This window comes from Phascolarctobacterium succinatutens, assembly GCF_023497905.1.
Lineage (GTDB): Bacteria > Bacillota > Negativicutes > Acidaminococcales > Acidaminococcaceae > Phascolarctobacterium_A > Phascolarctobacterium_A succinatutens.
Genome location: NZ_CP097284.1, coordinates 874,765 through 888,098 on the forward strand (window position 1 = coordinate 874,765; position 13,334 = coordinate 888,098).

The window sequence follows — 13,334 nt, forward strand, 5'->3', positions numbered from 1 at the left end:
AATAGTAAAGCGTTCTGGTACCTTCTCTGCGTTCTGCTGATGAGTAAAGGGGAATGTACCACATACTTTATCTATATAAAAATGAGCATCTCGACGTAGCAAAAGTACGTCGTCGGTGCTCATTTTTATATTTCTCTTTTGAATTGCGAACGAAAAAGGCTATCTGATAAAATTTATACGGATTTTCTCTGTAATTTTCTTTACAATATTGCCTGATATGCGATAAAATATATGCATGAAAAATGAAGGGGTGCTTATATGTCTAAGTTTGTTAAACTGTCTGAGGAAGCTTATAAGTTTGAAGGCAAGCTGTCTTTGAGCTCGGCTATTCCTTTAGGTCTGCAGCATGTTTTGGCTATGTTTGTCGGCAATCTTACACCGGTTCTGATTATTGGTGGTGCCTGCGGCATTGTCGGCGGTGCCGGTTTTGAACAGCTGCAGGTTGTTTTGATTCAGAATGCGATGATTGTTGCAGGTCTGGTAACTCTGTTGCAATTATATTCCGTTGGTCCCTGCGGTGGCAAGGTGCCCATTATCATGGGTACAAGCTCCGGCTTTATCGGCGTATTTGCCGGTATCGTTGCAACCTTGGGAAGCGGTGTTGTCGCCTATGGCGCTATTATGGGTGCTTCGATTATCGGCGGTGTTTTTGAAGCAGTGCTTGGTCTGGTGCTCAAGCGTATCCGCCGTTTCTTTCCGCCTGTTGTCTGCGGTACTGTTGTACTGTCCATCGGTCTGTCGCTGATTTCCGTAGGTATCAATTCCTTTGGCGGCGGCTTCAAGACGAGGGATTTCGGTTCTATTGAAAACCTGCTGCTTGGCTTGTTTGTGCTTTGCGTTATTCTTTTCTTCAAGCATGGCACCAAGGGCTTTTTGAGTTCTTCTTCCATTCTGCTTGGTATTATCGCCGGTTACATTGCTGCTATTTTCATGGGCTTTGTACTGCCTACAACTGCAGTTACGCCTGACGGAGTGGAATACACCAAATCCTGGGTACTGCATTGGGACAAGGTAGCGAACGCCTCCTGGTTCGCTGTGCCTCAGCTTATGCCTGTTGATATCGTATTTGATATGCGTGCTATTATGCCTGTATTGATTATGTTTGTTGTTACTGCGGTTGAAACTGTCGGTGATATTTCCGCCGTTGTTGAAAGCGGTCTGAACCGTGAAGCTACGGACAAGGAATTGTCCGGCGGCGTTATTTGTGACGGCATCGGCTCTGCTATTGCTGCTGTCTTCGGCGTACTGCCCAATACTTCCTTCTCTCAGAATGTCGGTCTGGTTGCGATGACGAAGATTGTTAACCGTTTTGCTTTGGCAACCGGTGCGGTATTTTTGATTCTCTGCGGCCTGATTCCTAAGCTGGGCGCTTTGGTTTCCATTATGCCGCAATCCGTTCTGGGCGGCGCTGCCGTAATGATGTTCTCCTCGATTGTTGTCAGCGGTATTCAGCTGGTTACTAAAGAGAAGCTTAACCCGCGCAGCCTGACGATTATTTCCGTTGCTTTAGGCGTTGGCTATGGCATGGGCGCTACACCCGGCATTCTGGCACACTGCCCGGAGGCTATGCGCATGATGTTCGGTGAATCCGGTATCGTTCCGGCAGCCTTTGTAGCAATTCTGCTGAATGTTATTCTGAATAGGGGCGAAGACGCTCAAGCGTAATTTTATCCTGCTGGGTATCGATATCCAGCAGCTCGTTGATATCCTGAACCGGTACTTTTACTACCAGTTCAGGATATTTTTTTGTCAGTACGGAACCACCTTTGTCCTGCGGCAGCTGCTGCAGCTCGTCGGCAAATTTTGCAGGGAAGATGATGGGGTTACCGGGAGTTTCTTCGTAATACAGGCGATGGATTTTTTGCGGTTGCGCTAAAAAGCTTTCGGTGAGGCGGATGAGCGAAGCCTGTTGTAAAAGCGGTTGGTCGGCAACGGCGAAAAGCAGGCCTTCGGCCTGAGGCAGGTGCTGTTCTATATAAGCTGTGCCCAGGCGCACGGTATCGCTCAGATAGGGCTTGTCGTGGAGCAGGCAGGGGATTTGCTGCTGCGCGCAGATATCCGCAACCTCCTTATGGCGTGTAACAACGATACGCTTGGCGAAAAGTCCTTGGCTGATATCAAGGATGTGCTGCAGCATGGGCGCTCCGTCGATGGCTGTCAGCAGCTTGTTGACACCGAAGCGGCGGCCTACGCCGGACGCCAGGATGATGCAGGCTATTGTAGAATATTTTACGTTCATAGGTCTACCTCACGGTTTTGATTATATATCTTTATTATAAGACTGAATGGTAGAGCTAACAAGCGGGTGAGTACCGGTTAGCGGAAGAATATATTTTGTACGCAAAAACAAAAAAACTCTGTAACCAAAGTTACAGAGTTTAGTTTCAATTGGTGGCCCTGGCAGGATTCGAACCTGCGACCTTTTGATTCGTAGTCAAACGCTCTATCCAACTGAGCTACAGAGTCACATCAGCGTTGCTGTTGTTTCAAGCAACAATGATATTATAGCGAAAAGTACGCTTCTTGTCAACACTTTTTTGCAATTATTTTTTAGATTTTTTGCCGACAGCTTTTTCTTTGGCAACAGGCTGATGTTTTTCTAGCCAACCGCAGTAAATGAAGAAGCCTAAGGCAACGAGGAAGAAGCCTAAGCTGGTTGCCTGAGCGGACTTCAGTCCGAACATCCAGGGTTCGGCATAGTCACCGCGCAGCATTTCCAAAAAGAAGCGGACTACGGAATAAAGCATGGCGTACATACATAAAGCTTGACCGCGTGCATGCTTGGTGGTGCGGAATAAAAGCAGCAGGGCAAAGATTACGATATCCAGCTGACCTTCCCAGACCTCCGCCGGCCACAGGGGGACAGGGCCGTAGGTTTTGTAGGCCAGAGTACCTTCCGGGTACAGAATACCGAAGCTGCCGCCGGTAGGTGTGCCGAAGGCGTCACCGTTGAGCAGGTTGGCCATGCGTCCGATGGACTGGCCGATAAGCAGAGAAGGCGAAACGATATCCGCCAAGGCTACCCAGTCGATGTTATGCAGCTTGCAGTAAACAATGCCGGCAGCAATGCCTGCCAGCATACCGCCCTGCACGGCCATGCCTCCCTGCCAGACGAAGGGGATTTCCAGAAGATGATGACTGTAGTAATCCCAGTCGAAGAAGAAAACATCCCACAGCCTGCCGCCGATGAGGCCTGCGAAGCCGCCGTAGATACCGATGTCTAAAATGTGCTCGTGCCAGCGTCCGTCCTGCTTAGCCAAAAAGTAGGCAGTGCCGGTGGCCAGAAAAATTGCTGTACAGAGCATCAGACCATACATGCGTATGGGAAAATCGCCGATAAAAAAGAGATATTGATGCATTATGGATAAAGCCTCCTAAAAAATCTAACTAATATTTTAACACATTCCGGCATTTTTATCAGCGAAAAAGTTGTGATTTCTTTATTTAGAAAGCTTATTGAATTTAACAGCGAAGGTAGTACTGCGTGACATGTTGCTTATGTCATTATTCACAGCGTCAATATTATGATATAATGAGGGAAGCGATATGAGCTTTATTGAAGCAAAAATAGAGAAAGAAGGCCTGCAAATTTATGAAGGGATTGACTTATATTGAACACGGAAAGTTTGCTCTGCAGGAAAAGGCCAAGCCGCAGCTTGTTTCTGCGCGTGATGCTCTCGTGCGCGTAACCTTGGGAAGCATCTGCACCAGTGATTTGCATATTAAGCATGGCTCGGTACCGCGTGCTGTGCCGGAAATTACCGTGGGCCATGAAATGGTTGGCGTGGTGGAAGCGGTCGGCGCCGACGTAAAAACCGTGAAGCCCGGTGACCGCGTGACGGTAAACGTAGAAACGTTCTGCGGCGAATGCTTCTTCTGCAAGAAGGGCTTTGTCAACAACTGCACCGATCCTCATGGCGGCTGGGCGCTTGGCTGCCGCATTGACGGCGGACAGGCGGAATTTGTGCGCGTGCCCTATGCTGACCAGGGGTTGAACAAAATTACCGACAGCGTTACCGATGAGCAGGCACTTTTTGTAGGTGATATTCTTGCTACCGGCTTTTGGGCAACACGCATTTCGGAAATCACCGAGGAGGATACGGTGCTGATTATCGGTGCGGGACCGACGGGTATCTGCACCCTGCTGTGTGTTATGCTGAAGCAGCCGAAGCGCATCATCATCTGCGAAAAAGATGCAGCCAGAGCGGAGTTTGTCAGAAAGCATTATCCCGATGTACTGCTTTGCGAGCCTGAGGAATGCTAAGCCTTTGTTAAGGAGCATTCCGACCATGGCGGTGCGGACGTTGTTCTGGAGGTTGCCGGCGGTCGCGACACCTTCCAGCTCGCGTGGAAATGCGCGCGTCCGAACGCTATCGTAACGGTTGTGGCGCTCTACGATGAAGCGCAGAGCCTGCCTTTGCCCGATATGTACGGCAAAAATCTTATTTTCAAAACCGGTGGCGTGGATGGCTGCGACTGTGCGGAGATTCTGCACCTGATTGAAGAAGGCAAAATTGATACTACGCCGCTGATTACGCATCGCTTCAAGCTGGCGGATATCGAGGAAGCTTACCGCATTTTCGAAAACAGATTAGACGGAGTTATCAAGATAGCGATTACCGAGTGATTTTTTTTGCAAAGCATGTTCTAAGAGGGGCGATTTTATGATTAAGCATATAACAACAACACCGGCAAAAGCCTTAGAAAAATTAAAAGCAGGCAATGCCAGATATATTGATGCCATGGTCAACAGCGAGGACATTTCGCAGGCAAAGAGAACAGATACCTTGGTTAACGGTCAGAAGCCTTACGCGATTATTATTACCTGCTCTGATTCCCGCGTGATTCCGGAGAATATTTTTATGACAGGTATCGGCGAGCTGTTTGTTATCCGTATTGCCGGTAATGTGATTGATGAGCATCAGCTGGGCAGTATTGAATACGCTGCCAGTCATCTGGGGGCGCCGTTGATTGTTGTTATGGGGCATACGCATTGCGGTGCGGTGCATACTGCAATCAATCATGATCCGGAGGGTTATATCAAATTTATTACGGATAAAATCAAAGCAGCGATTGGCGACGAGTGCGACCCGTATAAGGCTGCCTGCCTGAATGTCAAAAGCTGTGAAGCGGAAATCGAAGCAAGCTTGGAGATTCAAAAGGTTGAGCATCAGGAAGGCCTGCGCGTTATCGGTGCTATGTATCATCTGGAGAACGGACTGGTAGATTTTATCTAAAGCAGATTATTTTGAGCTGCCTTAAGCTTAGCGTCTTAAGGCAGTTCTTTTTTGTAAGTAAATTTCTCAAAATTCGCAATAATATGCTTGACAGAATGGTAGCTTGAATGTATTATGTATACATAATACAGATTTCGATTAAAAGCAGCTTTTGCACGCTTTTGAAGAAGGAGGCAAATGTATTATGCGTAAAGAACACGACTTTTTAGGTGAATTAGAAATTCCCGATAATGCATATTATGGTGTACAGACCATGCGTGCCATGGAAAACTTCCAGATTACAGGCTATACTGCCGATCCGCTTTTTATCAAAGCCTTGGGTATGGTCAAAAAGGCTGCGGCCTTGGCCAATATGAAAATCGGTCTTTTGGATGAAAAAATCGGCAATGCTATGGTGCAGGCCTGCGATGATATCATCAGCGGCAAGCTGAACGACCAGTTCCCGACCGATCCGATTCAGGGCGGTGCCGGAACATCCTTCAATATGAATACGAACGAAGTAATCTGCAACCGTGCTTTGGAAATTCTCGGCCGTCCGCGCGGCGATTATAATTATATCAGTCCTAATAACCATGCCAATATGTCGCAGTCCACTAACGATGTTATTCCTACATCCATCCGTGTCTGCGCTCTGATGCGCGCTGAACAGCTTATTATTGCCTTGGAAAACCTGGCGGATTCCTTTGATAAGAAGGGCGAGGAATTCAAGGATGTGCTGAAAATCGGCCGTACCCATCTGCAGGATGCTGTGCCTATTACCTTAGGACTGGAGTTTAAAGCTTTTGCTTCTTCCATGCGCAGACGCAGTAACTACATTCGCCGCAGCTGTGAGCTGCTACACACCATGAATATGGGCGCAACAGCAGTCGGCACCGGCCTGAATGCCGATCCCGAATATATCAAAGAGGTTTGCGAACAGCTTACGCTTGTTACCGGCGAGAGCTTCACTACCGCGGACAATCTTGTTGATGCTACCAGTAACACCGATATCTTCACCGATTTATCCTCCAGTTTGAAAACATCGGCACTTTCGCTGATTAAAATTTCCAATGACCTGCGTCTGATGGCCTCCGGTCCGAGGGCAGGCTTCTGCGAAATTACGTTGCCGCCGCGTCAGCCCGGTTCCTCTATCATGCCGGGTAAGGTTAACCCCGTTATCCCCGAGGTAGTGGATCAGACCTGCTATCAGGTAATTGCCAACGATTTGGCTGTGGCCTTTGGCGTAGAAAACGGCCAGTTCCAGCTTAATGTTATGGAGCCTGTTATGGCTTACAATATTTTCAATTCCTTACGTTTCCTGACCAATGCCGTTAATACTCTGCGCACCCGCTGCGTAGACGGAATTAAGGCTAACCGTGCCCAATGCGCGGAATGGCTGGATAAGAGCGTGGGCATTGTTACGGCGTTGCTGCCGCATATCGGTTACGAAACCTGCTCCGTTCTGGCGAAGGAGGCGTTGGCAACCAACAGAAACATTAAGGACCTGCTTATTGAACGCAAGGTGCTGAGCAAAGAGGACTTGGATGTTATCCTTGCTCCTGCGGAAATGACTAGACCGGGTATTGCCGGTAAGGAGCTTTTGAAGAAGATTCATGAGTCCAGAGAGGAACTGGTGTAAAGCACAAGAGAGCAGTTCTGTTATAATAGTAGAATAAAAGCAAAAGCTGCAGCTATGCTCCTGAGTACGGGAGCAAGCTGCAGCTTTTTAATTTGAGCTTTGGGAAATTTGCTTGTCAGCACAAGAAAACTTCTTCCGTCCTACCTGAAATCATGCTTTGGGGTGGGGGAAAACGAGTTTCTTGTTGCTATAATTATAATGACAGAAACTAATTTAGGAGGTTGATGAATATGCGTATAGGTAAGAAATTGTTTTCCTGCTTAGCTTTATTTTTACTTTGCATTCTGTGCTTGTTTGCAGATGCTCCCAAGGTTCGGGCAGCGGAATTTCTGACTGCTGATGACGGAACATTTCTCTATATGAACAGCAGAGAACTGGAAATCAGTGATGAGGAGGAAGGCGTGCAATTCTTCCTTGCTGATGACGGCACTCTGCAGCTGATGAACAAAAATACCAAAGATGTTTATAAGACCTTCGTTCCTGCGGAGAATGGAATGGTTGGCTATAGGGTGCGGGATGTTTTTACCGCCAATCCCGAAAATATATTTTTTGAAATAAATGCCACTATCGGTGCTCATGAGCAGAACTGCGGTTATTGGCTTATCGGTAAGGAAAACGGACAATGGGTGACATATGTAGCCTTGGAAGATTTGGCTAAAAACGGCTATGCCATTGACCAATGGCGGCAAATTGTGACCAAGATTAATACGGATGGCAGCGGACGTTTTATTCTGCTCAGCCAATATGAATATATGCCTCCGGAAGCTACCTTCGGCATGCAGAGAAGATATTTCACGGATTTGCAGCTGGAGCTTTTGTGGGATGATACTACGCAAAGATAACGTATAATAAGTTGCGCAAATTCAATTCAAAAAGATAGACATAGAGACTACCTTTGCTTACAATTAAGTTACCACACAAAACATGAAAGAAGGTAGAATCTATGTCTGGTAACATTATACAATTAAACGAGCAATTTATCCACAACGAATTGAAAACTATTGTAAAAAATAGTGTAGAAGAAACTCTCAATGCTCTTTTGGATGCAGAAGCTGACAAACTTGTACAAGCTGAACGCTACGCACGTGAGCAAACAAGAAAAGGTTATCGCGCCGGTCATTACGAAAGATCATTCTCTACTCAAGCTGGTGACGTTACTTTAAAAGTGCCTAAATTAAAAGGTCTTACTTTTGAGTCTGCTATTATTCAGCGCTACCAAAGACGTGAATGCTCCGTAGAAGAAGCCTTGGTAGAAATGTATCTTGCCGGCGTTTCTATGCGTCGTGTTGAAAGTATTACAGAGATTCTCTGGGGACAGAAGGTTTCAGCCGGAACCATTAGCAATCTGAATCAAAAATGCTTTGCTCAAATTGAAGAATGGCGCTCCAGGAAGCTTACAGAAAAGTACCCCTATGTCTTTGTAGACGGTATTTTTCTAAAAAGATGTTGGGGAGGCTCCTTTGAAAACGCCTCTGTATTAGTTGCTATTGGCGTCACAGAAGACGGATACAGAGAAGTTATAGGTACAGCCGAGGGCCTCAAAGAAGATACTGAAAGCTGGAAAAATTTCTTTGTATGGCTGAAAAGCCGTGGCTTAGATGGCGTAAAACTTATAATTGGCGATAAAAATTTAGGCATGGTAGAAAGCATAGGTGAAGTGTTTCCAAATGCCAGATACAAACGCTGCACGGTGCATATGTACCGTAATATATTCTCTGTAGTACCACGTAAAACTGTCAAGGAAGTTGCCAAGATGCTCAAAGCAATTCATGCTCAGGAGAATAAAGCAGCAGCTAAAGAAAAGGCAAAATCAGTAATTTCCAGATTACGTGAGATGAAACTTAACAAGGCTGCAGACAAACTAGAAAATGGTTTAGAGGAAACCTTGACCTATATGGATTTTCCGTCAGAGCATTGGCTACGTATACGTACCAATAACGTTATTGAACGTGTAAACAGAGAAATAAAGCGTCGCACAAGAGTGATTGGCACGTTTCCTGATGGTGAATCAGCATTGATGCTTGTATGTGCAAGATTGCGTTATATAGCCAGCAATGATTGGGGCAAAAAACGTTACTTGAACATGAAACATCTAACAGATATGCTTGCCGAAGAACTGTATTGTGAAGCAAAAATATCTTAAAAACAGCTAACTTAATAAGCAAAGGTATCTAAAGCAGAAGCTAGTTGATATTTAACGGTGAAGTGCACTAACCGTTAAACTTATATAACTAAACTTCTGCTAGGATGTCTGAAGAAATTTGCGCAAAACTATTGACAGTACCTAGTATTTCTTGTTTCCAATTAACTAGAAGGCCATAAAATTCATTGTATTCAGGTATTCCGAAGTCACCAAATCGGTTCTTAAGTATATCATAGTTTTCTTCGAGACTGCCGGAAGCTTTGTAATATTCTCCACTCTGATTAAATTTCAGATACAATTCTTTTAAGTTATAAGCAATTTCCAACTCTGGAAATTGAGCAAACAGTAAGTCTCGGATATCTCTTAAATTGACATAACGGCCTAAGGCTTTGTTGTATTTTGGTTCATTATCTAAGTCCGTAGTATGGTTAAATACAAAATTAAATTTTCTTAGAAGATACTCATAGGTATGGTTTTCAGTATTTCGTGCACATCTTAGCCTAATCTTATTAAAGTCATCTGTAAGATGTTTGGTTACATGAAAGCTGTCTGCACAAACAATGGCATCCGGGAAACATATCTGTGCAACATCCCTAAAATTGTCATACAGATCCATAGATATATACTTTACGTTATTGAGTTCGCTGCGTTTGAGAGTGTAATTATGTATATCTCCACGGATAGAGGCAAAATAATCAATAAGGTAATGCTTTCTGCGAGTAGGAAGTACATCTATTACTTCACCCGTGATAAAATTCATGAGCAGGCAGCAGTAAAGAGAATCCATATCAGATTCAGGGAAATAGTGCTCATCCATGGATAATACCATTGGTAAAGGCTTACGCATAATATCTACGTGTTTGTCAAATAATCTTAGAACAGTAGCTTTGGAAACATGGTATCGTTCAGCAACACTGGTATAAGTGTCTTCGGGATGCTTTAAATCTTTCAAAATATTAATTTTGGTTTCGTGAGTTAGTCCGTCATTGGCTTTAGTAAAGGGATTAAGTTCGTTAAAAGAATAAGAACACTTGGGACAACGGAATCTTCTTTGGCGATAAACAATGCTACATTTACGGTTGACCAGTGTAGAGTGTGTGAGAGTTCGTGGGTAGTATCCATGAACTTTTACAGGTCCGGAACAGAACGGACAGATCTTAGAGGTAACCTTTAGCTTAAGATTAATAATGATTGAGCCGTCGGACTGCGCAATGGTTTGTAGTTCCTCAATCTTATCCTCTTGAATGTTAAGCATATTTGTGATAAACTGACGCATAGATAAAAAATCCTCCTTCGTCTTAGTAATATAGGCAATTACTATTTTAACGAAGGAGGATTCATTTGTTTAGATGTGGTTTGTGTAGAAATTTTTGTCTGTGCAAGCCATTATTTTTTGTTGAACAGAGAATGCTTGCCTATGACCACAAAGATTGTACTAGGTTGACCCACAGATTTGGAATAGCTTGAGCACAAGAAAGTACTAGCGAAACCACAAAATGTACTAGGTCTTAATCGAGCACAAAAATTGGACTAGGTCGACCCAACCACAAGTAATGGACTAATGCAAAAAAACGCAGGCGCTCGTGTACCTGCGTTTTTTTATAATTAATATGTTTTAATCCTTCAGTAACCAAGCAACTTTGTTAATAAAGCCTTTAGGCTTTTCAGCTTCAACTTCTTTGATGACTTCAACAGGTATCGGCTTTTCAATTACTCGTTCCACAATACGCTCTGGAGCCGTGATATCATTACAATGTTCAATAAAATCGTAATCGAAAAATTCTTTAGCCCAATCTAATTTGATACGTACTTTATTGCCTACAGCTGTGATGTTACCATATTGGTTCATTGCATCAGCAAATTCCTTGGCTTTAGATTTGCCATCAAATCCGTCAAATACTTTGAATAACAAATTATGGGAAGTGTCAAGCTTCCAATCACCGAACTCAAAATCATCTATAAACTTTTTCTTACGCTCATCAAGATTACTCTTGCCATCTCTAAAGAATGATGAATCATATACCTTGATGTAACTAGCATCATCAATAGAATCGTATTCTTCAAAAATATCTTTCAATACTTCAGAGCCAAGTTTGAAAATATCTGGAATATCTTTATTCTTGCTTTCGTTAGAATATCTGATTTCACTTAATTCATTCAACAGTTCCTGAAAACGCTGAGAAAAACGGCTATAAAAGCATTTGTATAAGTCACCGGTAAGGTTATTCAAATTGGAAATAAAGGAATTTACCTTTTGGTTTCCTGAACCATTATTGCTTATATCAATGTTAAATAAAACCGATCGCTTCACAATATAATCCGATATCTCAAAATCATCATTACAGGTAAAAATCACACAAGAACAGGGAGCTTTAAAAATCTCCGGATTTTTGATGACACCTTCATAGTCTTTGGCTCTGCCTCTGGTCAACTCATCAATTACAACAGGGAAACCCTGTCCGCTGAGCATAGCTGGGATTAAACCTTCTTTAGGAGAAACGTTTTCAGATTTACGCATAAGACCAGACATTTCGTCGAAGTTAAGCTTATACTGTCTAAACATAAGCTTTAAAAGAAAGCTGCAGAAAGGAGTCTTGCCAGCAGATTTAGGACCTCTTAAAATCAGATATCCTGGAAAAGAATATGGCGCAACACCATTGCCGGATAATTTAATACAAAAATGCATAAAAGGAGAGATGAAACCATAGATAACAGAAGCGTAATACTTCTCGACTGCAAGATTAAGGCTTTGCTCCAGACTTCCAACAAAACTGCCGTTATGATAGCCTGAAAAGAAATTCTTAAAGATTTTAATGTCATTAATTACATTACTCAAACTTCGCACACGGAAAACATCCCGTATGCCTTGATAAATCAGCTTGAACTGAATGTCGAAAGCCATTCACGCACACTTCTGTGCACGCAGACGACTCATCCAAAGAGCGGGCAGATCGTTCAGGAATCGTTCCAAGAGCGATTCGACCAGCAAGACTTCTGACGGATATTCTGCCCGAAGCTGCTCCGCAAACTCCTGCAACACGAGGCGAAGCGCTTCCATGTACTTCAAGTCCGGAAGCTCATCAAGCCCCAGATAGAAGAGCTCGCCGAGGCTTCGCCCATCCGTGTTCTCACGTTCCTCGACAGCCAGGAGCATATATCGTGTGCAGACGACGGCGACATGCGCCGTCATCGCATCGTAGGAGACGGAACGACAATCCTTGCCGAGCCGCAGGTAGGACTTGCACGCTTTGAAGAACACCTCGATGCCCCAGCGCTTCCCGTAGAGCTGGATGACTTCTTCCTCCGAAAGCGAGAGGTCTGTCGTGACGAGGACGAGATAATCCTTCCGCTTGTTGCGGTTCCGCACGAAGACCAATCGCACAGGCACGAGGGATTCTCCCTGTTTCGTCGCGACAGCATCGACGGACAGGAGGTAACGCGAGCGTCCGCGGCGTTTCTTGTGTTCCTTGTAGATGGCCTTGACGTTCGAGATCTTCCCTTCGCAGAGGTAGCGCACCTTCTTGCTCTTCTTTGCCATAGCGGTGACGTCATAGCCGAGGTCATGGATGGCTTTCAGCGACGACGGCGAGCAGAACCATGTGTCGAAGAGGACGTACTGCGCGGGGATTCCTGTCGCCTTGACCTCCTGCAACAAATTGAGGACGACGGCTGGCGCTTCCATCTGCGCGAGCTTGCGCTGCTTTCCGCCGTTGCTCCTGGCATCGACGGACGCGTCGGCCTCGTTGAGACGATTCTTTCCCTTCGATGTCGAAAGGAGGCAGAACGTGAGCGGCAGGAAGGTGTTCCCATCCGTCCAGCCAAGGACGAGCAGGCGGAAGCCCTTCGTATAACGGTGGCTCACATGGTCGTAGACGTTCGCCAAGAGTTCCACGCGCTTGGAGCGCGAGCGGCTGAAGAGCGAATCGTCGACGATGATAGCGCAACGACGTCCGGCGTCTGTCAACGGTTTGATGGTTTCGTTGATGATCCGCGCCGCAAGGAGCAGCGTGAACCTGCGCCAGTTCGTGTGACAGGAGTTCAAGAAGCGGTAGGCCGTGTCCTTGCCAAACGGCAGGGATTCCTCGTGAAGCCGGCGTTGCATGTAAAGCGAGCGGTTCTCGAAGATGATGCTGACGAGCACAAGGAACACCAGAATAGCGGAAAAGCCCTTGAGTTTGCATGCGTTGGCAGACCGCAAAATCTGGCCGATGCGATATTGGTGGAAGAACAGCGAAGTTTTCTTCGAAATGGATTCCATCTGATGGGTGGTTTGTGGTATAATTTGCATAGCATGAACCTCCGCTTTAGTATGTTTTGTTTCACATCTTAATTACTC

At 45.1% G+C, this 13,334-nt stretch carries 10 protein-coding genes, 1 tRNA gene and 1 pseudogene; 6 read left to right on the forward strand and 6 right to left on the reverse strand.

Annotated elements, in window-relative coordinates:
• Nucleotides 1-258: 258 nt before the first annotated feature.
• Nucleotides 259-1,665, forward strand: a complete 1,407-nt coding sequence (locus M5E81_RS04155; RefSeq protein ID WP_009146226.1) for a uracil-xanthine permease family protein — start codon at nt 259-261, stop codon at nt 1,663-1,665.
• Here the strand turns inward: M5E81_RS04155 and M5E81_RS04160 are convergent.
• From M5E81_RS04160 to lgt, 3 genes are all read right to left on the reverse strand, one after another.
• Nucleotides 1,631-2,239, reverse strand: a complete 609-nt coding sequence (locus M5E81_RS04160) for a nucleotidyltransferase family protein (RefSeq protein ID WP_009146227.1) — start codon at nt 2,237-2,239, stop codon at nt 1,631-1,633. The two genes, M5E81_RS04155 and M5E81_RS04160, sit on opposite strands and share 35 nt — an antisense overlap.
• Nucleotides 2,240-2,389: 150 nt before the next feature.
• Nucleotides 2,390-2,466 (reverse strand) — tRNA-Arg (locus M5E81_RS04165).
• 77 nt (nt 2,467-2,543) lie between these two features.
• Nucleotides 2,544-3,359, reverse strand: a complete 816-nt coding sequence (gene lgt, locus M5E81_RS04170; protein ID WP_009146228.1) for a prolipoprotein diacylglyceryl transferase — start codon at nt 3,357-3,359, stop codon at nt 2,544-2,546.
• Nucleotides 3,360-3,592: 233 nt separating this feature from the next.
• Here lgt and M5E81_RS11410 point away from each other — a divergent pair.
• The 5 genes and pseudogenes from M5E81_RS11410 to M5E81_RS04200 all read left to right on the forward strand — a co-directional run bounded on the left by M5E81_RS11410 (nt 3,593) and on the right by M5E81_RS04200 (nt 8,998).
• Nucleotides 3,593-4,627, forward strand: a pseudogene (locus M5E81_RS11410) (alcohol dehydrogenase).
• Between the two features lie 37 nt (nt 4,628-4,664).
• Nucleotides 4,665-5,237, forward strand: coding sequence for a carbonic anhydrase (locus M5E81_RS04185; RefSeq protein ID WP_249747948.1), 573 nt, complete (start codon nt 4,665-4,667; stop codon nt 5,235-5,237).
• Nucleotides 5,238-5,421: 184 nt separating this feature from the next.
• Nucleotides 5,422-6,855, forward strand: a complete 1,434-nt coding sequence (locus M5E81_RS04190; RefSeq protein ID WP_009146231.1) for an aspartate ammonia-lyase — start codon at nt 5,422-5,424, stop codon at nt 6,853-6,855.
• Nucleotides 6,856-7,085: 230 nt separating this feature from the next.
• A complete protein-coding gene (locus tag M5E81_RS04195) occupies nt 7,086-7,697 on the forward strand; it encodes a hypothetical protein (protein ID WP_249747949.1) in 612 nt (203 codons plus the stop codon).
• 101 nt (nt 7,698-7,798) lie between these two features.
• Nucleotides 7,799-8,998, forward strand: a complete 1,200-nt coding sequence (locus M5E81_RS04200; protein WP_249747429.1) for an IS256 family transposase — start codon at nt 7,799-7,801, stop codon at nt 8,996-8,998.
• 88 nt (nt 8,999-9,086) lie between these two features.
• Here M5E81_RS04200 and M5E81_RS04205 read toward each other — a convergent pair whose 3' ends face one another.
• From M5E81_RS04205 to M5E81_RS04215, 3 genes are all read right to left on the reverse strand, one after another.
• Entirely contained in the window at nt 9,087-10,274 is a 1,188-nt protein-coding gene (locus M5E81_RS04205; RefSeq protein WP_249747950.1) for a transposase, read from the reverse strand.
• 339 nt (nt 10,275-10,613) lie between these two features.
• Nucleotides 10,614-11,900 carry a hypothetical protein gene (locus M5E81_RS04210; RefSeq protein WP_249747951.1) on the reverse strand — a complete coding sequence of 429 codons (1,287 nt, stop codon included), beginning with the start codon at nt 11,898-11,900 and terminating at the stop codon, nt 10,614-10,616.
• On the reverse strand, nt 11,901-13,286 hold the full coding sequence (locus M5E81_RS04215) for an IS4 family transposase (protein ID WP_249747153.1): 1,386 nt from the start codon (nt 13,284-13,286) through the stop codon (nt 11,901-11,903). It lies immediately after the preceding gene.
• Between the last annotated feature and the right edge of the window lie 48 nt (nt 13,287-13,334).

Coding starts and splice junctions, on each gene's coding strand:
- M5E81_RS04210 (WP_249747951.1), bottom strand. CDS start 11,900: ATGGCTTTCGACATTCAGTTCAAGCTGATTTATCAAGGCATACGGGAT.
- M5E81_RS04195 (WP_249747949.1), top strand. CDS start 7,086: ATGCGTATAGGTAAGAAATTGTTTTCCTGCTTAGCTTTATTTTTACTT.
- M5E81_RS04155 (WP_009146226.1), top strand. CDS start 259: ATGTCTAAGTTTGTTAAACTGTCTGAGGAAGCTTATAAGTTTGAAGGC.
- M5E81_RS04160 (WP_009146227.1), bottom strand. CDS start 2,239: ATGAACGTAAAATATTCTACAATAGCCTGCATCATCCTGGCGTCCGGC.
- M5E81_RS04185 (WP_249747948.1), top strand. CDS start 4,665: ATGATTAAGCATATAACAACAACACCGGCAAAAGCCTTAGAAAAATTA.
- M5E81_RS04200 (WP_249747429.1), top strand. CDS start 7,799: ATGTCTGGTAACATTATACAATTAAACGAGCAATTTATCCACAACGAA.
- M5E81_RS04215 (WP_249747153.1), bottom strand. CDS start 13,286: ATGCAAATTATACCACAAACCACCCATCAGATGGAATCCATTTCGAAG.
- lgt (WP_009146228.1), bottom strand. CDS start 3,359: ATGCATCAATATCTCTTTTTTATCGGCGATTTTCCCATACGCATGTAT.
- M5E81_RS04205 (WP_249747950.1), bottom strand. CDS start 10,274: ATGCGTCAGTTTATCACAAATATGCTTAACATTCAAGAGGATAAGATT.
- M5E81_RS04190 (WP_009146231.1), top strand. CDS start 5,422: ATGCGTAAAGAACACGACTTTTTAGGTGAATTAGAAATTCCCGATAAT.